The organism is Vreelandella lionensis (assembly GCF_044543515.1).
Classification (GTDB): Bacteria; Pseudomonadota; Gammaproteobacteria; order Pseudomonadales; family Halomonadaceae; genus Vreelandella; species Vreelandella lionensis.
This window is the reverse complement of the sequence record NZ_JBITWC010000013.1, coordinates 38667-63883: the sequence shown is the minus strand read 5'-3', so window position 1 is coordinate 63883 and position 25217 is coordinate 38667. Positions and strand designations below refer to the sequence as shown.

Here is a 25217-nt window from a genome sequence, read left to right as displayed (position 1 = left end):
AATTTATTCCTGCTGAAAAGTTGGCTCATACGCCGTGTCATTGGGCCCCAGGCGCTCGACTACTTCAAGATCAAACCCAGAGAGCGCCGAGAATTTCCACGGAGAGCTGAGTAGCCGCATTTTACCAACGCCTAAGTGGCGCAGAATCTGCGAGCCAGTACCAATCGTTAAGTAGTTGCCAGAACCGTCTGAGTCGCTGGTACGCGGCTGGCGTACGCGATCCAGGAAGATATCTAGCTGGTCTTTCAAATCTTGGTTAGGACGCCCATCATCAATCAGTACAAACACACCGGCCTGGGCTTGGGCAATTTCATGAATAGCGCGGTTGGCATCCCACCGACACAGCTCACCCTTCATTAAGCCCATCACGTCGCGCAGCGTATCGGCAAGGTGCACGCGTACGGTGGTGGCCTGCTCTGGAGTTGGCTGCCCTTTTACCAGCGCCAAATGGTGCGCACCTTGAATGCGATCACGGAACACATGTAGCGCAAGCTTGCCGTGAACGGTAGACACCTGAGAGGTTTCTACATGGTCCACCGTTTGCTCGTTCACAATACGGTAGTGGATCAGATCGGCAATGGTGCCCATCTTAATGCCATGCGCCTTCGCAAACACTTCCAGTTCCGGACGACGCGCCATGCTGCCGTCATCGTTCATAATTTCACAAATCACACCGCTGGGGTCAAAGCCTGCCAGCGCTGCCAAATCACAGGCCGCCTCCGTATGACCGGCACGGCGAAGCACGCCGCCCGGCTCGGCCATCAGCGGGAAAATATGCCCTGGCTGAACGATATCCGACGGTTTAGCGTTGGGTGCAACGGCTGCTTGCACAGTGCGCGCGCGGTCAGCCGCTGAAATACCGGTCGTGACGCCTTCGGTTGCCTCAATAGAGAGCGTGAACTTGGTGCCAAAGCCTGAGCCGTTGTCGCGCACCATGAGCGGCAAGTTGAGCTGCTCGCAGCGCTCACGGGTCATCGGCATACAGATCAAGCCGCACGCGTATCGTGCCATGAAGTTGATATGCTCAGGCTTCACCATTTCGGCGGCCATGATGATATCACCTTCATTCTCGCGATCCTCATCATCCATGAGAATCACCATTTTGCCCTGGCGAATATCGTCCACCAGCTCAGCGATAGGGGATAAGCCCTCAGAAGAGGAGTGCGCCATGGAATCTCCAAAAAATGTGGTCGCATCGTATGCGATTTCGGGCGTCAGGGTACCTTGCAATGGCAGCTTGCGCTAGTCAGCGTGAGGGGTGGCGATGATCCACCAATCTTGCCCAACAGTTCGCGACTCTTTAATCGTTAAACGTTTTTGATCGGCCATCTGGGTAATTCCCGGCAGTGCAAAGAGTGGCCTTGCTTGACCGCCTAATAGCGTAGGAGCGACAAATAGCTGCAGCTCGTCGACTAAATTCGCCTCCAGTAACGCTCCCGCTAGCGTTGCGCCGGTCTCTACCAACAGCTCGTTAACCTGCTCATTATCCGCCAGCCAACGCAGCATGTCAGCCAGCGCAATCCGGCCTCCTTCGGCAGGAAGCACCTGAATCTCAGCACCCGCCGCCGCCAGTTTACGCCGTTTCTCTTCGCTATGCTGATCGGTGGTGATAATCAGCGTGCGCCCTGGCTCTCGTAGGCAGGCCGCAGCAAGTGGTAAGCGAAGGCGCGAATCCAAGATCACTCTTAGCGGCTGGCGCTGCACGATCTCGGCGGCGTTATCCAGTGCCAGTTGGTCGGCACGCAGCGTTAAGCGTGAATCATCCATAATGATAGATTCCACGCCGCTCAGAATAGCGCTTGAGCGGGCGCGCAGCCGCTGTACCTGGGTGCGCGCTTGCGGGCCGGTAATCCACTGGGACTCCCCCGACCCCATGGCGGTACGGCCATCCAAGCTCATCGCCATTTTCAGCCGCACAAAGGGGCGCTGACGCTCCATACGGGAAATAAAGCCCGGATTCAGCGCCCGGGCATCTGCTTCCAACAGGCCTACCTGCACCTGAATGCCTGCTGCTTTCAAATGCTCAATACCGCCACCGCTGACCTGGGGATTAGGGTCCCCCATCGCCACCACCACGCGCGCAACACCCGCTTGCGCCAGCGCCACCGCGCAGGGCCCTGTTCGCCCGGTATGTGAGCAAGGCTCTAGAGTGACATAAGCGGTGGCACCCTGGGCGGCGCTGCCTACCGCCTTTAGGGCGTGAATTTCTGCATGGGGCTCTCCCGCACGCACATGGTATCCCTCGCCCACAATGCTACCTTCCGCGCTGCCATCAAAGCGCACCATCACACACCCCACCCTGGGATTGGGGTCGGTGGTATAAAGCCCGCGTTTGGCTAGCTGGATAGCGCGAGCCATGTAGCGATAGTCGGCGGTGGAGAATTCACCCATTACGATGCTCCGTGTTGTGTCCCACTGCCCTCTGGCTCATCCGTGGGCTCTTGGGAGAGGCGGTCGATTTCCGCCCGGAACTCGTCTAAATCCTGAAATTTACGATATACCGAGGCGAAACGAATATAGGCCACTTGATCCAAGCTACGCAGCGCTTTCATAACCGCTTCCCCAATCTCACGCGCGTTTACTTCACGGTCGCCACGGGCGCGCAGCGTCTGGCGAATACGCTCTACCGACGCTTCAATCGCTTCAGCGCTTACCGGGCGTTTTTCCAGCGCGCGTAGCATACCGTCGCGTAGTTTCGCCTCATTAAAGCTCTCGCGGGAGCCGTCGGATTTTACGACCCGCGGCATAATCAGCTCAGCGGTTTCATAAGTCGTAAAACGCTCTTGGCAGTTGGCACACTGACGGCGGCGGCGCACTTGGTCGCCTTCCGCCACCAGCCTGGAATCTGTCACTCGGGTATCATTTGCACCACAAAAAGGGCAATGCATGGCAGTCAACCTATTATCAGTACGCACTAGTAGCTGTGCGTGCAGCGTGTCAGCCTGTACGAATAAAAAGCGCTACAAGGCTTCATGCCCTGCCCGTTATTCGCCATTTTATAAACTGTTTTATCGCCTATTGTCAGCGGCAGCCTTATCGCTGCCCTTACGGCGTAGCTGTGTTATACAACGCGTATCAACACGGTATTGTAACGATTTGGCACACAAGCTGCAGCGTTTGTCGAAGGTTGATTGATAGGACGCCCTTTATGACCATTTTCGAGCAGACCGTTCACCGTTACCTAACCCACCTATATGGCCCCCGTGCGGGGGAGGTACAGCGGCGCATAGGCCAGCATATTGAGCATTTCCGCACCACCTCGACAGCTGCTCTACCGGTGAGCGCAACATCTAAAAACGCACCAACATGGAGCGAAAAAGATCAGTGGGTCATCTGTTACGGTGACTCCATCGTAGAAGATGACACGCCACCATTAGCGGTACTGGACACCTTTCTGCAGCGCTACCTGGGGGATGCCATCAGCGGGGTTCACGTGCTGCCCTTTTTCCCATGGAGCAGTGACGACGGCTTTTCGGTGATTCACTACCGCGAGGTCAATAGCGAGCTGGGCGAGTGGGCGCATATCCAAACGCTAGCCAGCCACTATGACTTGATGGCTGATTTAGTGCTGAACCATGTCTCCAGAGAGTCGCTCTGGTTTGTGGATTACCTGACCGGCAGCCTGCCCGGTCGCGACTACTTTATAGAAGTTGATGCGGATACCGATGTCTCCCAAGTCACCCGCCCGCGCAGTAGCCCACTTCTAGTGCCGATCTCTACGCGCCGGGGTACGCGCCACGTGTGGGCGACTTTCTCGGAAGACCAAATAGATCTCAACTTCGAAAACCCGGATGTGTTGCTAGAGTTCGTGGGTATTCTGCTGTTCTACCTACAGCAAGGGGTGCGCATTATTCGCTTGGACGCGGTGGCGTTTTTGTGGAAGCGATTGGGCACCTCCTGCATTCACCTGCCGGAAACCCATACAGTTGTGCGCTTACTTCGCGCCATCGTGGATGAAATAGCCCCCGGCACGCTGCTGATCACCGAAACCAACGTGCCCCATGCCGAAAACATCAGCTACTTTGGCTTGGAGCGATTAGCGAAAGGCGCGCCCGATGAAGCCCACATGGTGTACCAGTTCGCCCTGCCGCCCCTGCTGCTGCACACCCTCACCCGCGGCGAAGCGACGACGATACAAACGTGGTTAAACAGCCTGCCGGTGCTGCCTGAACAGTGCACCTACTTAAACTTCACCGCGAGCCACGACGGTATTGGCGTACGGCCGTTAGAAGGCCTGCTGCCTGACCATGAACGCGACGCGCTGCTGGAACTGATGCATCGTTTTGGTGGGTTTGTCAGCATGCGCAGCAACCCTGATGGCAGCGATACACCCTACGAAATCAACATTACCTGGTTTGAGGCCATGCGCGGCACCCGCCGCGGGCCAGACCCGTGGCAAATTGCGCGCTTTCTATGCAGCCAAGCGATCATGCTGAGCCTGCAAGGAATACCCGCGCTCTATATCCATACGCTCACCGGCACGCTAAACGATGTCGAAGGCGTGGAGCGCAGCGGCCGCTTACGCTCGATTAACCGTCGCCGCTGGCAGCTTGATGAGCTGGCACTGCTGATAGAGAGCCCTTCCACCCCAACCCATGACGTTTTTCGAGCTCTTCACCGGCTGCTGGAACAGCGTCGCCAAGAGCCCTGCTTCCACCCCAACGCCCCGCAGCGCGTGATAGAAACGCCACCCGAACTGCTAGCCATTGAGCGCGGGCCAATCCATAACGGGCGACGCCTGCTCGCGCTGCATAACGTTACCGATGGTAAGTTTGATCTCGCTCACGCAGGCGATGCCCTGAACCAAGCGCTCACTCAGCACCACTGGCAGCCGCTTGACCCGCTGACAGCTCACCACGAAGAAACACTGCCGCCCTATGCCGTACGCTGGCTGGTTGCTGAAGCGTAAGGCTTGCGACATAACGACTCAGGGTAGCGAGAGATAATCGTTAAATAATCTTGTTCTGACACACTCACGCTAAACCACTGGTGAAAGCGTGAGTGACTATGTTGCAGCAAAGCGTTGCGATTGGCCCCATGGGGTTTAGTCTGCATCAATTGATGATTGGATTTGCCTTTTTACTGGCCCTGCTAGCGGGTGCGCTTATTGGCCAGCGGCATCGCGTGGCGGTCAGCGATACGTTATTTACCCTTCTATTTGTGGCGATGGTGGCCGCACGCCTCGTCTTTGTTGTGCGTTACTGGAGCGACTATGACGGCTTGCTGTCGCGCCTAGATATTCGCGATGGCGGCTTCGATATACTCGGTGGCATAGTGGCGGGCCTTAGCTACGCCGGTTGGGCACTATGGCGCTCACCTCGCCAACGAGTGCCGCTGGCAGGGGCGCTTTTGGTAGGCGGTTTAGCCTGGGGCTTGACGGCTGGCAGTACGCTACTGATCGAACAGCAGGCACGCCCGCTGCCCACTACCCCGCTTGCTACGCTCAGCGGCGAGCCTATTACCCTGCCCCAACTTGCTCAGCAGCAGCAACAGCCCATGGTAGTTAACCTCTGGGCAAGTTGGTGCCCGCCATGTATTCGTGAAATGCCGGTGTTTGAAGAGGCCCAGCAACAAGCGCAAGACATCACCTTTGTGTTCGTTAACCAAGGTGAAAGCCTTCAGCAAATCGAAGCTTTTATGAGCAAAAACGGCTTTGATTTGAATAATGTGTGGCAGGATCCGAGCAATGCCCTGAGCCAAACCACCGGAGCCCATGCCATGCCCACAACGCTTTACTACAACGCGGATGGCCAGCTCGTGAGCACCCATTTTGGCGAGCTTTCCCGCGCCACTCTGCAAGATGGCCTTACGCGTATTCGCTAATATATTTTGCCTCGCGGCACCCACACCAAGCCGTTTTCATAAGGATAGTGCTATGCAACGTGTTTTCTTACCCCATATTAGCCGTTTCGCTTTACTTGCCGCGCTGGGTAGCGCAGCGGCAGCCAGCCATGCCGACGAGCTACCAGCCCCGGTGCAAGCGCTGGCCAACCAGGGCTTAACGATTCATGGACAGTTTGATGCGCCAGGTGGAATGCGCGGCTTTGGGGCAAGCGTGCAAGGACAAGATATGGCGATTTATTTAACGCCTGATGGAGAGCACGCCATTATTGGCACGCTGGTAGACAGCGAAGGCAGTGACCTGACAGAGGCACAGCTAGATGAGCATGTGCGAGCCCCGCTGGAAGCCGAAACTTGGGAGCTGCTTGAAGAGAGTCGCTGGATTCAGGATGGCGACCCGGATGCCCCACGCATCATCTACACCTTCACCGACGCCAACTGCCCCTACTGCCGTCAACTATGGCAACAAACACGCCCCTGGGTAGAGGCTGGCGAGGTTCAGCTGCGCCATATTATGGTCGGTATTCTCGCCCCTAATAGCCCTGCGTTAGCCGCCACGCTTCTCGGCGCTGACGACCCCTCCGCCGCCCTGCACCGTCACAGCGAAGGCGACGAACTCACCCCCAGCGCGCAGCCACGGGATATCGAAGAGCAAGTCTACGCCAATAATCAACTCTTTGAAGAGCTAGGCCTCTACGCCACCCCCACCAGCGCTTTCCAACGTGAGGCTGAAGGCGGCACTGTGCGCATTGACCGAATCCAAGGCCTCCCCAGCCAAGAACGCCTCATTGAGATGATGGGTAGCGAAGCGCCTTAACTAGCTAACAGCACAGGCTTCTATCAAAAGGGCGGCCTCATAGCCGCCCTTTTGGTGTGTTTTTACGCGCTTTACTCCTCAGAGAGATTTTCGAACCGTGGCATGCCAACGTTCCAGGGTTGGATGTCACCTTTCTCACCAAAATTAGCGTGGTCGCCTAGCACATGGCCGTCATGCTCGCGGGTTTGGCCGTAGAGCGAGCGGTTGTGGAATGTGGGGCCGAATCGCTCGGCGGTTTCTGCAACATCGCCGGTGTAGCGCGGGTCTTGGGGGCGCTCTTGGCTATTGATGTAGTAGGCAATATCCCAGGCCTGCTGGCCGGTTAACGAGCGCGGCTGGCCCAGCGGCATGTTTTGGTAGATGAAACCTGCCATGGTCTCTACCCGTGCAATACCGGCCCCCCAGTTGTTAGAGCCATCGCCCCAAGGGGCGGGGAACACATACTCGCCGTTTTCATAGTGCCCAGAGCCATCTTCTTGGTGGCAGATGGCGCAGTTTTCCTGGTACGCCGCCTCGCCTCTGGCATAGCTGGGTGTTTCAGGCTGTTCAGGCGCTGGGAAACCACGGCCATAGATCGGTTTATCGGGGTACATCGGCGCACCGGTGGCTAGCCACTGATGGTAGGCGCTAAGCGCCAGCATTTCATCGCTGCCATACTCCGGCGGCGTGCCGTTCATGGAGTAGGCGAAGCAACCTGCAATACGCTCCTCCAGATTGTTCACGTGCTGATTTTTGCCGCGAAAATCCGGCAAGGTGACCGCTGCTGGCCATACCGGCGCGCTAAACGGTACGCGACCCTCTCCCAGGTGGCAGCTTGAGCAGTTCATATCGTTGAACACATACTCCCCTCGCAGCTGCTGGGTATTGGTAAATAGGTCATAACCGTAGCGGATGACTTTTTTAAGCTCTGGATGGAGATCCGAGGCCTCCAAGTCTTCCATGGTGGGCGGTTCGTGTACTAGCTGATTCAGCGCGGCATCGTCCCGCTCCTCCTGCTGGGCAAACGCACTCGCTGCGTAGAGGCTCAAACCGGTGCCCACTGCAAGCGCGCTGCTGGATAGCGCGATCACTATATAACGATGGTAAGTGCTCATTGTGCGGCCTCCCCTTCAGCGGCGGGCTGGGTGGCGTACCACGCGGAGACCGCCTGAATATCCTCTTCACTCATACGCTTGGCAATCGCCCCCATTAGGTTTTGAGGGTCGTTGCTGCGTGTGTCATTCTTCCAAGCGTTTAGCTGTGCACTGATATAGCCCGCATGTTGCCCAGCAATGCCGGGGAACGTCTCTCCCACCCCCTGGCCGCCCGGGCCATGGCAACTCTTACAGGAGACAATATAAGCGTTCCAGTCGCCCCGTTCGGCCAGCTGCTCGCCGCGAGCCAGCAGCGCTTCATCGGCATTGTCGCCGCCTTGGCCTGGCGTCGCGGGTAGCTGGCTGTAATACGCCGCTACGTCGGCAATTTGCTGATCGTCGAGCATATTGGCGAACGTCACCATCGTCGCGTTCTGACGGTCCCCGGCTTTAAAATCGTGCAGCTGCTTAGCGATGTAGTTGGAATTTAAGCCTGCCAAGCGCGGCCAGGATTCGCCGCCGGAAATGTTCATGCCTCCTCCGTTGGCTTGGTGACAGGCCACACATGTCGCCGATGCCGCTTCACCCCGCTCGGCATCTCCCTCTTGAGCTATGCTGCCACTCGCCATCAAGCAAGCGCCCATCAGCAGGCTAAGCCTGCCCCACATTGATGTTTTCATTACTCCCCCTGATCGCGTCGGTTGTTATGGAATTGCTTTATAGCGGTGACACCGTGGGAATCGTGAGATGCGCATAGAAGCCCCCTGCTTTTGCGTTCTCAAAACGCACGTCGCCACCAAAACGCTCGGCAATCGCTGCAACGATGGCCAACCCCAGACCACTGCCCTGCTGCTTACTGGCCCGCCAAAAACGTTGTGTCAGTTGGGCCAGTGTCTCTTCATCCACCCCGGGGCCTTGGTCATGCACGGTGAAGGTAATGTCGCTATGCGTTTGTTCTGCCGTCAGGGTGATGGGCGCTCCGCGTGGCCCGTGATGCAATGCGTTATCCACTAGGTTACGCAGCGCCGTAATCGCCAGCTCTCTGGGCATGGCCAAATACACATGAGGCAGCACTTCAGGCCACTGGCACTGCCCCTGAGCAGCGGCGCTATCAGCAACAGCTAACTCAACAACTTGGGCTACTTCGCTTGGCTCACCATCATCAAAGCGCATGCGGCCTTCCACACGGGCCAGCGTGAGCAGTTGGTCTAAGGTGTGGGCCAAGCGCACGACGCCTGCTTCGGCATACTTAAGGGCTTCTTGAGCAGCCGGGCCTTCAGCACGTTGGGCGACCTGTAGGTGCGTCTTAATAGCGGTGAGAGGGGTGCGCAGCTCATGGGCGGCGTCATTGGTAAAACGCTGCTCCCGCACCAGGGTTTGCTGCACGCGTATTAAGAGGCTGTTGAGCGTATCGATAAGGGGCTTAATCTCTTTCGGCACGCCGTAGGTAGCCACCGGTGCCAGCGCTTCTGGGTGGCGGCTGGCTAACGACTCACGCAACCGTGACAGCGGTGCCAGCCCGCGCCATATACCCACCCATAGCGCAATCAGGCTGCCGGTTAACGCCACCACAAACGGCACGACGGCTACCCGAACTACCCCGTTTAGCAGCATCGTGCGCTCATCCATTCGATCCGCCGTGGTAATGACCAGGCCGCCGCGCTCGTAGGTAAAGACGCGCCAAGTGGTATCGCCTTCCTGGCGGTAGGTGTGACCGCGCTGCCCTGGCGCTAGCACGCTATCCATGTTGGCGTGGGTGCGAGCAATCACCTCTCCGCGTGGCGAGTGCACCTGGCAAGCCAGCCCCTCGATGGGTGGAATGGCAAGCGTCGTCATCATGCTCTGCTCCCACACCTCCTCCGGCAATTGATGCACCAGCCCGGCCACCATGCGCGCGGACTGAGCCAAACGCTGGTCCAGGGTGGCGACAAAGGTTTTCTGCAAATCGTTGAGCAGCCAAGCAGCCGCAACGCCCCATAGCAGCGCCAACGTCAGCCCAAGCGTGAGTAGCAGGCGGGCGCGTAGACTCATCGCTGCCCCTTAGGCGTTTGCCCCGGCGCAAGCACGGCTTCTGGCTTGCCCAAGCGGTAGCCCAGGCCGCGCACGGTCTCGATAATCCCACTGCCCAATTTGCGGCGCAGATGGTGAATATGGACATTGAGCGCATTACTCTCTACGTCATCGCTTAGCCCATAGAGGCTATCTTTGAGCTGGTCCGCCGAGAGCACGCTGCGCGGGGCGTGTAAAAAAGCCTCTAACAGCACCAACTCACGGCGGGAGAGCGCTATCAGTTCGCCCGCTACCCGCACCTCCCGAGCGCAGGGGTCTAGTGTCAGCGCGCCATGCACGGTCAGCCCTTGGCTGCGCCCGGCTACGCGCCGCAGTAGCGCATGTAGTCTTGCCACCAGCTCATCTAAATCAAAGGGCTTCACTAGATAATCATCGGCCCCGCTTTGCAGCCCATCCACTCTGTCGCGCACGGCATCCCTGGCAGTCAGCATGAGCACAGGTGTCGTCACGCCCTCATCGCGCCAGGATTGCAGCAGCGCCAAGCCATCGCCATCGGGTAGTCCACGATCAAGAATCACCACGTCGCTGGCGACACTTTGCATCGCCTGACGCGCAGCCTGCACCGAGGTAACGTGCTCCACAACGAAGTGGTACATCATCAGCCCAGAACGAATGCCAGAGGCCACCAGTGGATCATCTTCTATGAGTAGGACGTGCATAGCGGTTTCCTTGTGATGGAAGCAGCATGACAAACGTGCATTAACCGAACGTTAAGCCCTTTGGCAAAACCCTTGCACCAGATCAAAAAAAGCGCCCTTACCAGGGAAAGTAAGGGCGTCATCGTGAACGGAGTTGCTCACTTAGCGAGCGATACGCTGGGCAATAAACCAGCCCAGCACCATCGCCGCCAGCAGTGCAAGAAGCGGCAGCGTTAGCCCACCAATGGAGGCAATGGCAGGCCCAGGGCAGTAGCCGGAAAGCCCCCAGCCCACCCCAAACAGCGCCGCGCCGCCTAGCAATTTGGCATCAAGCTCCTGCTTGGTCGGCAGTTGAAATTTGGTGCTAAACAGCGGCGTACCGCGAGCGAATACTAAGCGGTAGCCCACAAAGGTGGTGCCTACGGCGGCCCCGAGTACAAACATCAACGTGGGATCCCAGGCACCGGCAATATCTAAAAAGCCCAACACCCGCGCGGGGTCCGTCATGCCGGAAATCGCCAGCCCTATGCCAAATAGCAAGCCTGCGATGTAACCCGCCGCTGTTTTGACGGCTGGTGTACTCATACCCCACCTCCCATGACATGCCGCACCACATAAACCGTGGCAATCGCCGTGACCAAAAACATAGCCGTGGCTGCCATGGAGCGGGGGGCCAAGCGCGCCAAGCCGCACACGCCGTGGCCGCTGGTGCAACCACTACCAAGCCCTGTACCGACGCCAACCAATAGCCCTGCCAGCAGCATCAGCGGTACGCCACCCGCTGGCTCACCAATCACTGCACCGGGCACGCCCGCCACGTTACCCAGCCCGCCTCCCACTGCCATCACCAGCAGCGGTCCGCTAATTAGCCCCGCTAAAAACGCCACCCGCCAAGCACTATCCCCCTTGGGACGCTGAGTAATTAAACCGCCAATGATGCCGCTGATACCGGCAATGCGGCCTAGTGCGCCCATCAGCCACACTGCTGAAAGTCCAATCAGCACACCGCCCACTAGCCCGTGCAGGCTCGCTATCCAATCCACATCTAGCTCCTTATGTTACCCAACGCTCGTTGCCTAACGCTTGGTTTTACAGGTGGATATACCCATGAGCGAATACACCGGGCAGAAATTGAATAGCCCCGTTGCCAACGGCACGCCCCCTATCCACCCCCATACACCAATCGTGCCCATCAAGGTCAGCACGATTAACACTAAACCCACAGCAATCCGCGCTATTTTGTCGATGCCGCCTACGTTAGTTTTCATCACTGTTTCCTACCCATTTATGTGTCGTTAAGTAAACCCACCGCCGCTTAAAACCAGTTAATTGGTACTTTTAGGTATACCTGGCCGTTATCTTCGGCGGGCGGCAGCTCGCCGGCCCGCATATTGACCTGTACCGAAGGAATAATCAGACGTGGCATTCCCAGCGTGGCATCCCGTTCGGTACGCATTTTGACGAACTCTTCCTCACTAATGCCGTCATGGACGTGCACGTTCGTTTTGCGCTGCTCAGCAACGGAAGTTTCGTGCTGAAATAACTCGCGCCCTGGCGCTTTATAGTCGTGGCATAGAAACAGCCGCGTTTGCTCAGGCAGGGCCAGTACTTTCTGAATAGAGTGATAGAGCGTGCGAGCATCGCCACCGGGAAAATCGCAGCGCGCGGTGCCGTAATCCGGCATAAACAGGGTATCGCCCACAAAGGCGGCATCGCCCACCACATAGGTCAAGCAGGCTGGCGTATGACCCGGCGTATGCAGCACCCGCCCTTCAAGTGCACCGATGTTGAAGGTGTCGCCTTCTTTAAAGAGCGCATCGAACTGACTGCCGTCACGCGCAAACTCGGTGCCTGCATTAAACGCTTTACCAAAAATCTCCTGCACCTCGACGATATGAGCACCAATGCCCGTTTTGCCTCCTAACTGATCATGCAGATACGGCGCTGCGGAGAGGTGGTCGGCGTGGACATGGGTTTCCAATATCCAAGCCACTTCCAGCCGCTTTTCACGGACAAACGCTATAATTTGATTAGCTGAACGAACATCAGTGCGCCCTGCCGCGTAATCAAAGTCCAGAACAGAGTCGATAATGGCGCACGCGCTGCTATCAGGGTCTTGCACCACATAGCTGAACGTATTGGTTGGCTCATCAAAGAAGTGGGTAACGATAGGGCGCTGCATTCTGGAGCCTCCTGAGGATGGTGAGGATGGACTGCTATCAGTGGATCTATACAGTGAGTGTAGCGCAATAATGGTTATATATTTATATCAATTTATAATTACAGTACCTTTGTTTCTACTTTATGTTTATTAGATCGTCAGAATCCGCGCCCCCTCTAAGCAGTGGATAGAAAGGGTTTGCATTACAGACAGGTATAAAAAAACCGCTGCAGCTCACCGTGCAGCGGTTTCGAGAAACTGAGGCAACTTACGCTGATGCCTATCGTTACACCTTCCCTTGGTTATCCAACTCTACCGCCTCATGCATCCGCGCCAGTATGTCGGGTACAGCGGCCTGAACGCGGTTCCAGCTAGGAATAAATGGCCGTTCGCGGGGGTTATCCAAAAACAGGTTGCCCGCTTCCAGCAGGTTGCTGGCAAATAACTCCACCGCCTGCTCTTCACAGTGACGGTCTAAACTCAGGCCGTTCATGGTGGCGTCGTGGTCGTAGGCTTCGATCAAATCGAGTGCTAAACGATAGTACGTGGCTTTTAGCGTGCGGAAGTCTTCACTGCTAAAGCTCACGCCTTGGGTGGCCAGCTTGCGATACAGCGCTTTAGCGATATCCAGGCTCATGCGGTTAAGGCCTGCATTGGCGTCATCTTCGCTAACGGGCTGATGCTTGTGGTCGTAAGCATCGGCAATATCGACCTGACATAGCTGGCGGTGGGAGTAGTTGCGCTGCAGCTCAGAGAGTACGCCAATTTCCAGCCCCCAGTCGGCAGGAATACGGATGCCTTCCAGCACATCGCTGCGCATTGCAAACTCCCCAGAGAGCGGGTAGCGGAAGCTATCTAAGTAGTCCAAATAGGGTAGCGGCCCGCATACCGTTTTTAGTGCCCGCAGCAGCGGCGTCACCATCAATCGAGAAACGCGGCCGTTCAGTTTTCCTTCCGCGATGCGCGGGTAGTAGCCCTTACAGAAGCTGTAGTTAAAACGTGGATGAGCCACGGGGTACATGAGCCGAGCCAACAGGCTGCGGTCGTAGGTCAAGATATCGCAGTCGTGTAATCCCACCACCGACGAACGCCCAGACGCCAGCACGTAACCTGCGCAGTACCACACATTGCGCCCTTTGCCTGGCTCTAACGCTCCCAGACCGTGGCTTTCCAGCTCGGCGTCTAACTCGCGTAGGCGTGGCCCGTCGTTCCATAGAATGCGCGTATGCTGGGGCAAGCGAGAGAAAAACTCCCGGGCGTACAAGAATTGCTCACGGTCGGCGCGGTCCAGGCCAATTACAATCTCGTTGAGGTAAGGCACCTTCACTAACTCATCCACGATGGCAGAAAGCGCCGGACCCTCTAGCTCGGAAAACAGCGACGGTAGTATCAACCCCATCGGGCGACGCTTAGCAAACTGACTCAGCTCCTGCTCCAGTGCCTCTACCGGGCGGCGAGTTAGGTTATGAAAATCGGTGATAACGCCATTTTGATGAAAGTCACTCATTCGCTGATCCCCTTTTGGGTTAGGCCGTTTCTGGTTGTTGGCTGAGTACCGCCGCTAGTCGGCGGTCGTCTCGCCCCCACCAGTGGGCCACCCCCTCGGCCCAGCCCGTTGGTCCAGTTTCTTTAGTGCGATAAAGTGCTGTGTTCGTGGGTGTGACGGTTAAGTCGTGGCAGCCTTTAATCACGACGGCCTGATCGACGGCATCGAGCATGGAAATATCATTGGGGCCATCGCCTAGCCCTAATGAGAGCGGCGCACGACCCCGTAAAGCGGTAAATCGTTTAACAAGCCAGTCAACGGCACTGCCTTTATCCGAGGCCTTACCCATTACGTGCCAAAAGCGCCCGCCTTGCGTCAGCGTCAACCCATCGCCCTCAAGCGCTAAGCGAAAGTTTGCCAGCGCGGCCTCGTCGTCTTCCCAGATAAGCGGCTCGCTGCCTTCACGCTTTCGGGCAGCCTTGGCACGGGGTTCATCTAAACCGGTAAGCGCCATGACTTGGGCAATATCCAGCTCACTCATACGGGTAAAACGAACTCCCAGGCGTTTGCGCCAGACGTTAAGCCGTGCCCGGATAAAGCCCACATCTACTCCAGTGTGTTTAACCACCACGCCATCCAGGCCACTACCTGGGCGGTCTAGCCGTGCGTGACACCAGCCCGGTGGCAGGCCAATCACAGCGCCGTTTTCCGCCACAAATGGGGTAGCCGTCAGGCCTAGCGCTTCACGCAGGGAAATAAGTTCGGCACGGGTTTTACTAGTGACCGGTATAACGGGCACGCCCAGCTGTTTTAGGCGCGCTAGCCAAGGCGATGCCGGTGAGAAGTCATAGCTGTGGTGGTCTAGCAAGGAACCGTCTAGGTCAGTGACCACCAAGCGCGGTTGAAGCGCTGGGTCAGCACTACCGGGCGACAGCGCTATATCAGGCAACTCGGTCTGAGTATGTGCAGTGCGAGTCTGTTCGGTCATGGCACCACCTTATTGCAATCTTAAAAGCCGTTACGCAGGCGTCTCTTTCAGATAAGCAATAAAGCAGAATATATGCCAATGAAGTTCATCTAATATAAATCAAATACTTAAAATCAAAGAAAGGGCGCTGAAGGCTTGAGCACCAAAAAAGCGCATCAGAAAAGCACCAAATAGGTGCAAAAATGGTGAACTAATTTTTTCATTTAAGATATCGGCCTAAAAGCCTACAAAAAATTGCACAAGCGCTTGGCAAAATCTCATAAATAGCTATACTCATATTGTACTCACTGACATTCATGTACACCCCCTCACCTGATGTCAGTGGGCTGCAGTGAGCCAAGCCCTTTAATGCCCGCCACCCCCGGCGGGCTTTTTTATTGTGCTTACCCTTTGGCTAGTGCGCCCTACTCCACATGGATGACCACTTCCACCCGGCGGTTACGGGCACGCCCTTCTGCCGTGCTGTTATCTTCTAACGGCTGGGTCGCCGCTAGGCCCACTGCCCGTAAACGCTCAGAGGCCACACCCGCCTCCTCCAAGGCTTCTACAATGGCGATAGCACGGGCGCTTGAAAGCGCCCAGTTAGATGAAAACTCCGGCGTGTTAATGGTTTGGCTATCGGAGTGCCCCTCTACCCATACTTCACCATCGTAGCGCTGAATGGTTTCCAGCAGGCTACCCACCAACGATGAGCCGCCTTCGGTAAGCTCCGCCATAGCAGAAGGGAACAGCAGCCTATCTTGCACCCGCAAGCTAATACCCTCCGCCACACGGGAGACCTCTACGCCCTCTAAATTTGGCAGATACGCGGACGTTTCAACGCGCTCAGGCAGGCTTGTGTCCAGCGCTAGGGCGCTGCTGATGGCCTCATCGCTGATTTCCTGAACATTAACCGGGGGGCGATCCGTCAGCAGCACCATATAATCTGCCATGGGCGAAGCGGCCACCTCTTCTTCTACGCGCACCAAAGGAGTAGGAAGTATCGGTATCAGGCGTTCAGACAGCGTCTTAACGAACGGTAGCTCATCGGCCGGCGTTAGCTCTGCTGGCTCAGGGAGTGCTAATAGCGGCGGCACGCTAAAGGTGGAGACAGAACGGGTGGGTAAACCCGCCACACCCAGCGCGGCACTAATCGCCATCGGATTTAGCGTTCCAGGGGCAGATGCCAACATCGGGCTACGTTGTGAACGAAATTCATCCAACACATCTGGCAGCGGCACTTCCAGCGGTGGCGCAATGAGGTTATCAGGCTCAACCTGGTTATCCGCAGATGACCACTCCGGGCTTGTCACCCCAGCTGCGGCGATAATAATCACAAACAGTGCCACCAACAGCGTCATAATGTCGATGTAGCTAATCATCCAGCCGCTATTGCTCTCGTCTTCGGGGTACGCAGACAACAGCGAATCATGGCGTGGGCCGCTGCGGTGGTCTTCAAGCATGGGTGTTATCACTCATTCAAGTTTCTAACCTCGTGGCCGATCTAAGCTAAGCATGGCAAACTAGTCTATCAAATAGCTGTTTAGTAGCGATAAGGAACTATCAGGTGCGCATTCTTCCCACGTCATTCCCCATTGTCCACTTTTTACGCCCCGTTGGCCTGGGAATGGCCAGCCTGATGCTGAGTGGTTGTTTTTATGCCAACACATCACAGGCACCTATCGCCACTACTTACCCTTACACGGAACAGCAGCGCATGCAGGCGGCCCATCACTGGGATGTACTCGCACGCCATGAAGCTACCCAAATCCTACAGCGCGAACGCGTGCGTTTTCGTGATTTTTACATCACCCCCGCAGAAGAAAGCAGCGCCTCTGCCTATAGTGGCGGCGAGTTTGGTCGGGGCTTTCGTACTTTGCTCACCAGCGAGCTAGTATCACGCGGCGCGACATTGATGACCGTTCCCACAGCGAATACCGCCAACATTCATGTCGGTGTTGAAGTTGTGACGCATAGAGATCGTGGCTTTATACGCCCGCCCGTGGGCGCATTCACAGCCTTAACCGCTGGCATTGCTGTGGCCACCATTCCTTATAATCAGTGGAGCGAGCCAGCCCTGGGCCTTATCCCTGGCGCGATTGCTGCCGATATTACCAGCGGCAGCTGGACGCATACCGGCAATGAAGAAGTGATTATTACCACCCAAATTTTAGACGGCGAACGAATCCTCTACTCCTCCTCCAATATCTATTACATTAATGCAGGTGACCGCCGTCACTACGCGCCGCACCGGGTTCCCCAAGCGCCCACCACACCCACAGTTTCTATCACCGACACCTGGTAATGTTTATGTCTTTACGATCTCTGAGCGCTCCTATTCGCGTAATGATGCTGCTGTTCGCTATGCTGGTGCTAACGGGCTGCTCGACGCTAGGTAATAATGCCCAACCGGAAGAGCCTAAACCTGATCTTTCTCAGCTTGCCCATCAGGCAGCGCAGCAGATGGTGGCGAACAACCCAGACCTGACCCGCTACAGCCCCATGATTGCCGCTACCTTTGTCAGCATCGATAACCTAAGCCAATCCTCTACTTTTGGCCGTATTAGCTCGGAGATCATGGCGTCCGCTTTGGCACAGCAAGGCATGCAGGTTCGCGAAGTCAAAATGCGTGACAGCATGTTTATTGAAGAGAGCGTGGGTGAACTTATTCTCTCCCGCCAGGTTCAACGTCTTAGCGCCCAGCACAACGCCCGCTCGATTTTGATGGGAACTTATGCCCAAGGGCAGGATTACCTCTATGTGAGCGCACGGGTAGTTCGCGCTGGCGATGCCATGGTATTGGGTAGCGCAGATTTCCAGCTACCGCTCGACAATAACATGCGCAGCCTACTGGAAGGCCAAGGAGGCTGGTAACGCCCCTTCGCTTAACCGTTACGCACGGAACTGATTTAAAAGGATTCTCATGCCTACAAGGCCTGCCACCAACAAAACGCTGATAGTGGTTGTTAGCCGTTTTATTAAGCTATTTGCTAACATTACCAAGTTACTGAGCTATGTCTTTCACGCTATTGTTCCCAACAAGCGCTTCACGCTGCCAGAGCGCGCCGCGCCCTGGTTAGCGCCTAAAAATGATTCGGTAGTTCCACGTATTATTTGGCAAACCAACTTTACCAATAAAGTCACCCTGCCGGTTTATCTCAACTACCTGTTCAACCGCCTGATGGCCCCGCGCTTTGAGTATCGGTTTATGATTACCGAAGCCCGAAAAGCATTTATTGCCGAACACTACAACAAAGATATTAATCAGCAGTACTCCCGGCTGCAAATTGGTGCCGCCCAAGCGGATTTTTGGCGCTTGCTGGTACTGCAAAAGCATGGCGGGGTCTACCTGGATATCGATGCCCACGCCATTTGGCCACTTGGCAGCGTGATACCTAACGATATTGACGAGCTTTATGTTACGACCCGTAAGGGCGAGCTAAGTAACTACTTTATTGCCAGCAAACCCAACAACCCTAATCTGGCGCTGCTCATTGAGCAAATTAGCGTCAATATCAAGCAGAATGAGTTGACTAATGTGTTCGACATTACCGGGCCTGGGGTATTTATCCAGTGGCTAACCCACGCCAACGTGCCTACCGTGTCTTACCGCCACGCCTGTAACCAGGGCAGCTTTACCAACGAGCACTTTCAGTACATTGATAAAAAAGCGGGTAAATGGACGCGGGAGCAAAAAACCGTTGCGGTTGTAGCGCCTGCTTCTGCGGCCGATGCACCTGACAAAACAAGCTGACTCCAAAACATGGGGCTATCATTTTCCCTTTTAATAATATGCCCCATGTTGCAAATCATTGCTTACTAGTAGCTGCTAAAAATCAGCACTCATTTTCTACAGCACTAAAAGTAGCAGACAGAATGTGGATCCTCCCTTTGACCAACCTGTTCACAAAATTATTGTCTCCACGTCAGGCAATACGGTGGCTACTTCTAGCGCTTACTTTATTACTTCCCATTAATGCCTTCGCCTCTCCTCTGGCATTAGGAAAAGATATACCCTATGCCGTGATGCCAGATAATTCCCAGCAACAAACGCTGGATCAAGCGTATGCACAGCTAAGCCACAGAGAAGAAACACATACCGCGATCTTCTCACGTGGCTATACCCACATACCACACTGGCTACACTTTAAACTACCTGCTCATTTTTTTGCGGGTAATGAGCGTTGGCTTGTTCTAGCCCCAAATTTTATTGATGACATCCGTTTCTTTTATCGACCAGAAGGCAGCCAAGAGCCCTGGGTAGAAAAGCGCACCGGAGACACTTGGGAAGGTAAAAGAGGCGATATTGACTATCGCTTTCCGGTGTTTAGGCTCCCCCCGCCGCCAGATAGCGTTAAGGGCTATGAGGTGATGTTGCGGGCTGCTACTACTAGCGCTCTGTTACTAGACTTAGAACTCTGGGAGCCACATCTCTTCTTGCAACATGCAGCACGTACCACTAGCTTTTGGGCCTTTTACTTGGGTATTGCCGCTATTGCCAGCCTGTTAGCCTTAACATTAGCGGCCCTACTACGCAGCAAAAGGCTTTGGTCTATTACTGCGGTATCCAGTGGTTATGGGCTAGTTGCTTGTGTTCAAGGTTATGTGGCCTGGGTAGTACCTGGAATCGGCCTGACATTACAGCATTATTTGACCAGTATATTTACTTTAACCTCTTATGCCGCCCTATCATGGATGAGCACTGAGGTTATGCAGTTTAAGGAGAAAAACCCTTGGGCTCACAAGCTAATGGCCGGCACGGCATTGTTCACCCTCTTGCTGATAATTTGCGTACCGTTAAACCTTTATCAAAAAGCCATTTATTTACAGGCTATCATCTACCTTTTCACTGGCATTATCTTCCTGATTGCTTGTCTCTACATCTGGTGGAAAGAAAAATTTCAACTTGCAAATTTAATTCTAGGAATTAGCCCGCTATTACTTATGCTGGTTAGCCTCTCCGGGCTTATGTCGATGCTTCACTGGCTGCCTTACCACTCATCCATCTATGTAATATGGCAATACGGCCTTATTATCAATATGCTTTTAGTGGTTGGAACAGTCGTTTTCCAAGTGTATAGACAGCGTATCGAAGCGCTTAATAAGAAAAAAATGGCTGAAGAGTTACACTTTGAGAGAGAAGCCAGGGCGCATCAACGTCAATTTATGGGGATAGTCGCCCATGAATTCCGCACGCCGTTAGCCATTATTACCGCCAGTTTGGCCAACCTTCGCCAAGTCAGCTCTGGCATCAACCATCAGGTAACCCGGCGTTATGAAAAAATCGAACGGGCCACAGAGCGGCTTGTCCAGCTAACCGACAACTGCCTCGCTGATGCTCGACTGTCAGCAAGCCAGCTGAGTATTGAGCGCCACCCACACTCGCTGCTAGCACTGATTACCTCGGCGGCTTCTTTGATTCCTCTATCGGACCATCATAGCTGGAAACTGACACAGGAAAAGCAGGCGATCAACGCACGCACACACCCTGATGCAGAAACGGCAAGCACGCTTGCGATTGACTCGGCCTTAATGCGTATTGCACTCTCTAACGTCATTGATAATGCCGTCAAGTACTCACCCGGCGGCACTATCCATATTGATTTATCGCGTCAACAGGATCATTGGGCGATCAGTATACGCGACCAAGGCACAGGAATTCCTCCTGACCGAGCGGGCATGATCTTTGAGCGTTACCGCCGAGCAGTCCCGAATGATTCATCACGTGGCGTCGGTCTAGGGCTCCACGTAAGCCGTCAAATTGTACGAGCCCACGGAGGGGAATTAACGCTAGCAGAGAATACCTCGTCTGGCTGTCGGTTTATCTTTACACTGCCTGTACAACCAAAGAATAGTCAGGAAGCTTAATGAAAAACCTCACCACTCCAAGCATCGCGATTATTGAGGATAATGAAGACCTACGAGAAGAAGTAGAGTTCTACCTGCAGCACAAAGGGTTTCCTGTGTGGGGCGTCCCCAGCGCTGAAGCCTTTTGGAAAAAGCTGCATTTTCACCCTGTCGATATTGTGCTGATAGACCTGGGGCTGCCAGAAGAGGATGGTTTCAGCGTCGTCAAGCACCTGCGTCAACTATCCCACTACGGGCTGGTTATCATCACCGCTCGCGGTGAAAAGCAAGAACGGTTACGCGGCCTTGACCTGGGGGCCGACCTTTTCTTAGTAAAGCCTATCAACTTTGTTCAACTAAGCGATGCGCTGATACAGCTTGGCCAACGGCTGCAAACCACCCAAAACGTTAGCCCTACGCCCACCTGCCAACCTAATCAAACGGGCGCTTGGTATCTTGAAGCTGCATCCTCTCAATTGGTGGCTCCCGACGAGACTGCTATAAAGCTAACGCCAAAGGAGTTCGACTTACTCAAAGTACTGGTGGAGTCTTCCAACCAAATATTTGACCGCTGGGTACTCCACGACCTGCTGTTTGACTATGCCGAGGAGCCTGATGTCCATCGTATTGACGTTATCCTCAGCCGCCTACGGCAAAAAGCCCGAAAACAGGGCATGACGTTGCCCCTGCGCTCCGTATTTGGCAAAGGCATCGCCTTTGTCGTGGAATCATAACGAGCGCATAGCTGGAACGAGCACATCCCGGCTACCCAAAACGCGCATCAGCTCATCAACCGTTGTCAGCCCCTCGCGCACAAGGCGTGCGCCTGTCTCCCAGATAGAGACATGGTTACCGGGCGTGAGCAGCCCTGCCAGCTCGGCACGCATTCCTCTTTCCTCCACCCAGCGCGCCAATGGCGCATCAACAATCAGCATTTCATAGACAGGTACCCGCCCATGGTAACCAGTCTGTCGGCAATGCTCGCACCCCACCGCTCGAAAGTGCTGAACCTCCCCCAACAGAGACTCAAACCCTGACGGGATATGCTCCGGCGTCGCCACCGGCTCCTTACAGTGCGAGCATAGACAGCGCGCCAAGCGCTGATTGATACAGCCAATAAGCGTTTCAGCCAAGGCCTGCGGGGTAATCCCAAGCGCCATCAAACGGCCAACTACGCCAGAAACACTATTCACATGCAGCGTAGAGAGCACCAAATGCCCGGTTTCCGCCGCTCGGATCGCAGCTTCTGCCGTTTCCCCGTCACGAATTTCACCTACCAACATAATATCCGGGTCATGGCGCAGAAAGTGGCGAATCGCAGTATCAAAGGTATAATTCGCCTTGCGGTTTACCTGGGTTTGCGAGGCCACCGGCAGCTCATACTCAATCGGGTCTTCCACGGTCAGGATACTTTTGCCCGTCATCCCCAGCGGCCGTAGCCCAGCATGTAGAGTGGTCGTTTTACCCGAACCAGTAGGCCCGGTCATCAGGAAAATACCGTGCGGCTGCTGAAAAAGGCCTTGGAGACACTCAAGATGCTCCGGTGCAAACCCCAACTCTTCTAGCCCGGCTACCGACACCCCCTTGGGTAACAGGCGCAGAACAACGCTCTCCCCCTGAGGCGTGATGCTAGTGGAAACACGGACATCATAGGCCTGATTATCCAGGGTGGCCGAGAAGCGACCATCCTGGGGCCTTAGGTTGTCCGAGATATCCATTGCCGAAATAACCTTAATCGCCGACACCAGCCGCATTAGCTCCCGGTCAAGCGCCATAATCGGGACCAGTACGCCATCAATACGAAACGCCATATGCAATGACTGCGGCTCTGGCTGCAAATGAATATCCGTTGCCCGCTCGCTTACCGCCAACACCAGTAGTTGATTGATCAACTCATCAATGGGAAATGAGCCCTGCGTATCCTGGCGCAGCTGGCGATATTCACGCTCGAAAGCAGAGAGCGCTGAACGCTGCCGCAGTGAATAGGCTGACTCAATACGCCGCGCCACGGCGACAAAGTCGCCCTGCCTCAGGTTGGGCGTTAAGCCAGTACGGCGCTGAATTAAGCTCGCGGCGCGCTCAGGGTCAGCATTACCCAACACGGCTTCTAGCTGCCCTGCCACAATACGCAGCGGCAACACGCCGTGAGCTAAGCACGCCTCTCGGGTAAATAACTGCAGCACTTCCGGGTCTGGGGTAGGGCACTCCTCCTGGCTGATATAAGGCAAGCCGTGATACTCAGCGAGCACACGCGCCAAATCGCTGTCGGCCACCAGGCCCAGGCGAACCAGTATCTGATTGAGCGATTCACCGGTCACAGCCTGTTTTTGCCGCGCATAAGCCAGCTGAATAGGCTCAAGAATGCCCAGGCGTAAAAGGGTATCGCCTAGCTCTGGGGCATCCGTTCGCTGGGGGCCAGAAGCGACTATATCCATCATCGATCCATCAAATAGTAAGCCGTTAATGTAGCTATCTGGGATTCGTCGAGATTAGTGGCAGTGGCACTACCATAAGCCACTCCGCTTTCCAGGCTCCACTCCTCACTGCTAGTGGTTGTAAGCGCCGCCTGACTCTCCTCACGAAAGCTACCAAACCGTGCATCGGCATTGCCGTCCACTAGGCTATCCAGCATACGCGCTAAGTCTGGCGTCAAACCCTCTAATACCAACACATTCTTGCGTTGTACTACATAGCTCCCCGCACTACTGCCCGGCACGCTCCACTCGGTATTGAGAAAACAAGCGCTGACATCTTGGGGGTTGCCATTACTATCCAAATAGCCGTAGTGGGTCTCGAAGCCTTCCGAGCGCCCCTGGGGCATCGTCACACCTGCCGCGTACATGGCATTGCGCAAATCCAGATTACACAACTCGCTATCATCTGCACCATTCACCTTACCGGTCGGTGTTGTTTGATTATCGCCAGGCGCAACGCCCACACGGTCTACATGGCTAAGAAATGCCAACTGCCAACCCCGCACAAAGCTGGTCGCCATATGCTGGTAGACGGTATTGCGCTGCAAGTTACTGCCCAAGGTCACAGCACTGATGATCAGCGCCACCACAATCAAGGCCATGGACATTTCCAACAATGTAAAACCGCGTTGGCGAGTCAAGGTGATTTTCGTCATAAAAGTCTCTAGCAACCATTATCGGGCAGAAAGCGCATCGTTATCGGCGGCAACAACATTGTCATCAACGCTGTCATGTAACTCGTCCAAGTCCTTAATAAGTAAGTCCAGCTCATCCAACTGGTCGCGCACTTTATTTAAATTATCGATAGCCACGAGCTGTGCAGCTGTCGCCGTACCTACCAAGGCAGTGTTGCCGCTAATCGCACCAACGGATGCCCCCACTGCGGCCGCAGTAGCACCTGCAGTATTAATGGCTGATGCTGTCGCGGTAGGTGCGATGGCAGCGGCGGCGGCCACCGAGGCTGATGCCGAAGCAATAGAAGCGCCTGTTTGAAAGTTATCGGCAAATGCCATCTCTTCGACCAACGCTAGCTGAGCGCGATAATCACGAATGGTCTGTCGGAACATCGCCAACATGGACTGAACGTTAGGGTGCGCGTGCCCTGCCGTAGCCAGTTGTGCCGAACACCCTAATTGCTCCCACAGCTGGTTAAAGCGCACCACGCTAACACTATCGTCATAATCACGGCTGCTACGGCGAAGCGGGTGCTCAACGCTAAGTCCGTCAGTGTTCACTCCGTCAAACAGTGAGCCATTACCGTTACGATCCGCCTGCCCAGGGTTCACCAGCACATAGGCCACCACTTCACTTGCAGCTAGATATTCCAGCGATAAAGATTGGTCATTGACAGTACTCGCCTGCGCCACACCAAGCGCGCGACAGAGGTCCGTTGGTGTTATGCTTTCCATAGCAGTCAGTTCCGCAACCGGGGGCAATCCTGAAACCAGCGTAGGCTGCCAACGGTCGCTCGCTTTCGTCAGCTCAGCATCATTCATTGGCGTATTATCGCGGCGAGCATAAACAACATAGCGGTAGTCGTAGCCGTAAGCGTTGCGCAGAGGGGCGCCGATCCCTACGGTCAAATAAGGGAAGCCGCCAGCTACCGCCGGACAATCTTCCACACCATCCTGATTAGCATCGGCACAGGGCAGTCGGCCGGTGGTAAGAGCAAAGCCAGCGATAGCATTCTGTGTATCGCTGACGTCATTAATGGCTGATTCCACACTGGCTAGACGTGTCATTGAGGGCACCAACGACACCATGACAGCAGTTATGAGCCCCAAAACTATCAGCATCAGGGAAAGCTCAATCAGAGTCATACCCTGCTGCCTGCGCCCTACAT

General features: G+C 55.3%; 25 protein-coding genes. 8 read left to right on the top strand and 17 right to left on the bottom strand.

Going from position 1 to position 25217, the window contains the following annotated elements; translation table 11 throughout:
• Positions 1 to 3: 3 nt before the first annotated feature.
• The 3 genes from ribBA to nrdR form a co-directional block, all read right to left on the bottom strand.
• Positions 4 to 1170, bottom strand: a complete 1167-nt coding sequence (gene ribBA / locus ACIGG6_RS09880; protein WP_399844225.1) for a bifunctional 3,4-dihydroxy-2-butanone-4-phosphate synthase/GTP cyclohydrolase II — start codon at positions 1168 to 1170, stop codon at positions 4 to 6.
• 72 nt (positions 1171 to 1242) lie between these two features.
• Complete coding sequence (gene ribD, locus ACIGG6_RS09875) at positions 1243 to 2391, bottom strand: bifunctional diaminohydroxyphosphoribosylaminopyrimidine deaminase/5-amino-6-(5-phosphoribosylamino)uracil reductase RibD (RefSeq protein ID WP_399844223.1); 1149 nt, start codon at positions 2389 to 2391, stop codon at positions 1243 to 1245.
• Complete coding sequence (gene nrdR, locus ACIGG6_RS09870; protein ID WP_399844221.1) at positions 2391 to 2888, bottom strand: transcriptional regulator NrdR; 498 nt, start codon at positions 2886 to 2888, stop codon at positions 2391 to 2393. The genes ribD and nrdR overlap by 1 nt, the downstream gene beginning before the upstream one ends.
• 260 nt (positions 2889 to 3148) lie before the next feature.
• Between nrdR and ACIGG6_RS09865 the strand changes: the two genes are divergently transcribed.
• The 3 genes from ACIGG6_RS09865 to dsbG all read left to right on the top strand — a co-directional run bounded on the left by ACIGG6_RS09865 (position 3149) and on the right by dsbG (position 6658).
• The gene (locus ACIGG6_RS09865) at positions 3149 to 4909 is read left to right on the top strand and encodes a sugar phosphorylase (RefSeq protein ID WP_399844219.1); all 1761 of its coding nucleotides are present in this window, start codon (positions 3149 to 3151) and stop codon (positions 4907 to 4909) included.
• Positions 4910 to 5007: 98 nt separating this feature from the next.
• Positions 5008 to 5823: a prolipoprotein diacylglyceryl transferase family protein gene (locus ACIGG6_RS09860; RefSeq protein ID WP_399844217.1), complete on the top strand. Its 816-nt coding sequence runs from the start codon at positions 5008 to 5010 to the stop codon at positions 5821 to 5823.
• A 52-nt stretch (positions 5824 to 5875) separates the two neighbouring features.
• Positions 5876 to 6658, top strand: a complete 783-nt coding sequence (gene dsbG, locus ACIGG6_RS09855) for a thiol:disulfide interchange protein DsbG (RefSeq protein WP_399844216.1) — start codon at positions 5876 to 5878, stop codon at positions 6656 to 6658.
• Positions 6659 to 6729: 71 nt separating this feature from the next.
• On the opposite strand, the gene ACIGG6_RS09850 is transcribed toward dsbG, so the two are convergent.
• The 11 genes from ACIGG6_RS09850 to ACIGG6_RS09800 all read right to left on the bottom strand — a co-directional run bounded on the left by ACIGG6_RS09850 (position 6730) and on the right by ACIGG6_RS09800 (position 16516).
• Complete coding sequence (locus tag ACIGG6_RS09850; RefSeq protein ID WP_399844214.1) at positions 6730 to 7752, bottom strand: c-type cytochrome; 1023 nt, start codon at positions 7750 to 7752, stop codon at positions 6730 to 6732.
• The gene (locus ACIGG6_RS09845; RefSeq protein ID WP_399844212.1) at positions 7749 to 8411 is read right to left on the bottom strand and encodes a c-type cytochrome; all 663 of its coding nucleotides are present in this window, start codon (positions 8409 to 8411) and stop codon (positions 7749 to 7751) included. Before ACIGG6_RS09845 ends, ACIGG6_RS09850 begins: the two co-directional genes overlap by 4 nt.
• A gap of 37 nt (positions 8412 to 8448) precedes the next feature.
• Positions 8449 to 9762 (bottom strand): ATP-binding protein, encoded by a 1314-nt coding sequence (locus ACIGG6_RS09840; RefSeq protein WP_399844211.1) that lies wholly within the window; start codon positions 9760 to 9762, stop codon positions 8449 to 8451.
• Entirely contained in the window at positions 9759 to 10460 is a 702-nt protein-coding gene (locus ACIGG6_RS09835) for a response regulator (protein WP_399844209.1), read from the bottom strand. Before ACIGG6_RS09835 ends, ACIGG6_RS09840 begins: the two co-directional genes overlap by 4 nt.
• A gap of 141 nt (positions 10461 to 10601) precedes the next feature.
• On the bottom strand, positions 10602 to 11024 hold the full coding sequence (locus ACIGG6_RS09830) for a DUF6691 family protein (protein ID WP_399844207.1): 423 nt from the start codon (positions 11022 to 11024) through the stop codon (positions 10602 to 10604).
• Complete coding sequence (locus tag ACIGG6_RS09825; RefSeq protein WP_399844205.1) at positions 11021 to 11482, bottom strand: YeeE/YedE family protein; 462 nt, start codon at positions 11480 to 11482, stop codon at positions 11021 to 11023. Before ACIGG6_RS09825 ends, ACIGG6_RS09830 begins: the two co-directional genes overlap by 4 nt.
• A gap of 33 nt (positions 11483 to 11515) precedes the next feature.
• Positions 11516 to 11707 carry a DUF2892 domain-containing protein gene (locus tag ACIGG6_RS09820; RefSeq protein WP_399844204.1) on the bottom strand — a complete coding sequence of 64 codons (192 nt, stop codon included), beginning with the start codon at positions 11705 to 11707 and terminating at the stop codon, positions 11516 to 11518.
• A gap of 47 nt (positions 11708 to 11754) precedes the next feature.
• A complete protein-coding gene (locus tag ACIGG6_RS09815) occupies positions 11755 to 12621 on the bottom strand; it encodes an MBL fold metallo-hydrolase (protein ID WP_399844202.1) in 867 nt (288 codons plus the stop codon).
• Positions 12622 to 12886: 265 nt separating this feature from the next.
• Positions 12887 to 14107, bottom strand: a complete 1221-nt coding sequence (locus ACIGG6_RS09810) for a glycosyltransferase family protein (RefSeq protein ID WP_253505180.1) — start codon at positions 14105 to 14107, stop codon at positions 12887 to 12889.
• A gap of 19 nt (positions 14108 to 14126) precedes the next feature.
• The gene (locus ACIGG6_RS09805) at positions 14127 to 15074 is read right to left on the bottom strand and encodes an HAD-IIB family hydrolase (protein ID WP_399844200.1); all 948 of its coding nucleotides are present in this window, start codon (positions 15072 to 15074) and stop codon (positions 14127 to 14129) included.
• Positions 15075 to 15478: 404 nt separating this feature from the next.
• A complete protein-coding gene (locus tag ACIGG6_RS09800) occupies positions 15479 to 16516 on the bottom strand; it encodes an OmpA family protein (RefSeq protein ID WP_399844198.1) in 1038 nt (345 codons plus the stop codon).
• A 164-nt stretch (positions 16517 to 16680) separates the two neighbouring features.
• Here ACIGG6_RS09800 and ACIGG6_RS09795 point away from each other — a divergent pair, with 164 nt between their 5' ends.
• The 5 genes from ACIGG6_RS09795 (at position 16681) to ACIGG6_RS09775 (ending at position 21634) form a co-directional block, all read left to right on the top strand.
• Positions 16681 to 17358, top strand: a complete 678-nt coding sequence (locus ACIGG6_RS09795) for a hypothetical protein (RefSeq protein ID WP_399844271.1) — start codon at positions 16681 to 16683, stop codon at positions 17356 to 17358.
• Positions 17359 to 17363: 5 nt separating this feature from the next.
• Positions 17364 to 17927 (top strand): FlgO family outer membrane protein, encoded by a 564-nt coding sequence (locus ACIGG6_RS09790; protein WP_399844197.1) that lies wholly within the window; start codon positions 17364 to 17366, stop codon positions 17925 to 17927.
• A gap of 49 nt (positions 17928 to 17976) precedes the next feature.
• Positions 17977 to 18807: a glycosyltransferase family 32 protein gene (locus ACIGG6_RS09785; protein WP_399844195.1), complete on the top strand. Its 831-nt coding sequence runs from the start codon at positions 17977 to 17979 to the stop codon at positions 18805 to 18807.
• Between the two features lie 137 nt (positions 18808 to 18944).
• The gene (locus ACIGG6_RS09780) at positions 18945 to 20921 is read left to right on the top strand and encodes a sensor histidine kinase (protein ID WP_399844193.1); all 1977 of its coding nucleotides are present in this window, start codon (positions 18945 to 18947) and stop codon (positions 20919 to 20921) included.
• A complete protein-coding gene (locus ACIGG6_RS09775; protein WP_399844192.1) occupies positions 20921 to 21634 on the top strand; it encodes a response regulator transcription factor in 714 nt (237 codons plus the stop codon). The genes ACIGG6_RS09780 and ACIGG6_RS09775 overlap by 1 nt, the downstream gene beginning before the upstream one ends.
• Here ACIGG6_RS09775 and ACIGG6_RS09770 read toward each other — a convergent pair.
• Genes ACIGG6_RS09770 through ACIGG6_RS09760 form a run of 3 tightly spaced genes read right to left on the bottom strand, consistent with a single transcriptional unit; the run spans position 21629 to position 25116 of the window.
• The gene (locus ACIGG6_RS09770) at positions 21629 to 23335 is read right to left on the bottom strand and encodes a GspE/PulE family protein (RefSeq protein WP_399844190.1); all 1707 of its coding nucleotides are present in this window, start codon (positions 23333 to 23335) and stop codon (positions 21629 to 21631) included. The genes ACIGG6_RS09775 and ACIGG6_RS09770 overlap by 6 nt on opposite strands.
• Positions 23335 to 24030 carry a type II secretion system protein gene (locus ACIGG6_RS09765; RefSeq protein WP_399844189.1) on the bottom strand — a complete coding sequence of 232 codons (696 nt, stop codon included), beginning with the start codon at positions 24028 to 24030 and terminating at the stop codon, positions 23335 to 23337. The genes ACIGG6_RS09770 and ACIGG6_RS09765 overlap by 1 nt, the downstream gene beginning before the upstream one ends.
• Before the next feature lie 18 nt (positions 24031 to 24048).
• The gene (locus ACIGG6_RS09760) at positions 24049 to 25116 is read right to left on the bottom strand and encodes a hypothetical protein (protein ID WP_399844188.1); all 1068 of its coding nucleotides are present in this window, start codon (positions 25114 to 25116) and stop codon (positions 24049 to 24051) included.
• Positions 25117 to 25217 lie beyond the last annotated feature (101 nt).

Bases quoted from the DNA above. Each gene is read 5' to 3' on its own strand.
- ACIGG6_RS09785 (WP_399844195.1), top strand. From the start codon at position 17,977: ATGCCTACAAGGCCTGCCACCAACAAAACGCTGATAGTGGTTGTTAGC.
- ACIGG6_RS09835 (WP_399844209.1), bottom strand. From the start codon at position 10,460: ATGCACGTCCTACTCATAGAAGATGATCCACTGGTGGCCTCTGGCATT.
- ACIGG6_RS09820 (WP_399844204.1), bottom strand. From the start codon at position 11,707: ATGAAAACTAACGTAGGCGGCATCGACAAAATAGCGCGGATTGCTGTG.
- ACIGG6_RS09810 (WP_253505180.1), bottom strand. From the start codon at position 14,107: ATGAGTGACTTTCATCAAAATGGCGTTATCACCGATTTTCATAACCTA.
- ribD (WP_399844223.1), bottom strand. From the start codon at position 2,391: ATGGGTGAATTCTCCACCGCCGACTATCGCTACATGGCTCGCGCTATC.
- ACIGG6_RS09770 (WP_399844190.1), bottom strand. From the start codon at position 23,335: ATGGATATAGTCGCTTCTGGCCCCCAGCGAACGGATGCCCCAGAGCTA.
- ACIGG6_RS09775 (WP_399844192.1), top strand. From the start codon at position 20,921: ATGAAAAACCTCACCACTCCAAGCATCGCGATTATTGAGGATAATGAA.
- ACIGG6_RS09830 (WP_399844207.1), bottom strand. From the start codon at position 11,024: ATGAGTACACCAGCCGTCAAAACAGCGGCGGGTTACATCGCAGGCTTG.
- nrdR (WP_399844221.1), bottom strand. From the start codon at position 2,888: ATGCATTGCCCTTTTTGTGGTGCAAATGATACCCGAGTGACAGATTCC.
- ACIGG6_RS09850 (WP_399844214.1), bottom strand. From the start codon at position 7,752: ATGAGCACTTACCATCGTTATATAGTGATCGCGCTATCCAGCAGCGCG.
- ACIGG6_RS09800 (WP_399844198.1), bottom strand. From the start codon at position 16,516: ATGCTTGAAGACCACCGCAGCGGCCCACGCCATGATTCGCTGTTGTCT.
- ACIGG6_RS09760 (WP_399844188.1), bottom strand. From the start codon at position 25,116: ATGACACGTCTAGCCAGTGTGGAATCAGCCATTAATGACGTCAGCGAT.
- dsbG (WP_399844216.1), top strand. From the start codon at position 5,876: ATGCAACGTGTTTTCTTACCCCATATTAGCCGTTTCGCTTTACTTGCC.
- ACIGG6_RS09815 (WP_399844202.1), bottom strand. From the start codon at position 12,621: ATGCAGCGCCCTATCGTTACCCACTTCTTTGATGAGCCAACCAATACG.
- ACIGG6_RS09805 (WP_399844200.1), bottom strand. From the start codon at position 15,074: ATGACCGAACAGACTCGCACTGCACATACTCAGACCGAGTTGCCTGAT.
- ACIGG6_RS09840 (WP_399844211.1), bottom strand. From the start codon at position 9,762: ATGAGTCTACGCGCCCGCCTGCTACTCACGCTTGGGCTGACGTTGGCG.
- ACIGG6_RS09765 (WP_399844189.1), bottom strand. From the start codon at position 24,030: ATGACGAAAATCACCTTGACTCGCCAACGCGGTTTTACATTGTTGGAA.
- ACIGG6_RS09845 (WP_399844212.1), bottom strand. From the start codon at position 8,411: ATGAAAACATCAATGTGGGGCAGGCTTAGCCTGCTGATGGGCGCTTGC.
- ACIGG6_RS09860 (WP_399844217.1), top strand. From the start codon at position 5,008: ATGTTGCAGCAAAGCGTTGCGATTGGCCCCATGGGGTTTAGTCTGCAT.
- ACIGG6_RS09865 (WP_399844219.1), top strand. From the start codon at position 3,149: ATGACCATTTTCGAGCAGACCGTTCACCGTTACCTAACCCACCTATAT.
- ribBA (WP_399844225.1), bottom strand. From the start codon at position 1,170: ATGGCGCACTCCTCTTCTGAGGGCTTATCCCCTATCGCTGAGCTGGTG.
- ACIGG6_RS09790 (WP_399844197.1), top strand. From the start codon at position 17,364: ATGTCTTTACGATCTCTGAGCGCTCCTATTCGCGTAATGATGCTGCTG.
- ACIGG6_RS09795 (WP_399844271.1), top strand. From the start codon at position 16,681: ATGGCCAGCCTGATGCTGAGTGGTTGTTTTTATGCCAACACATCACAG.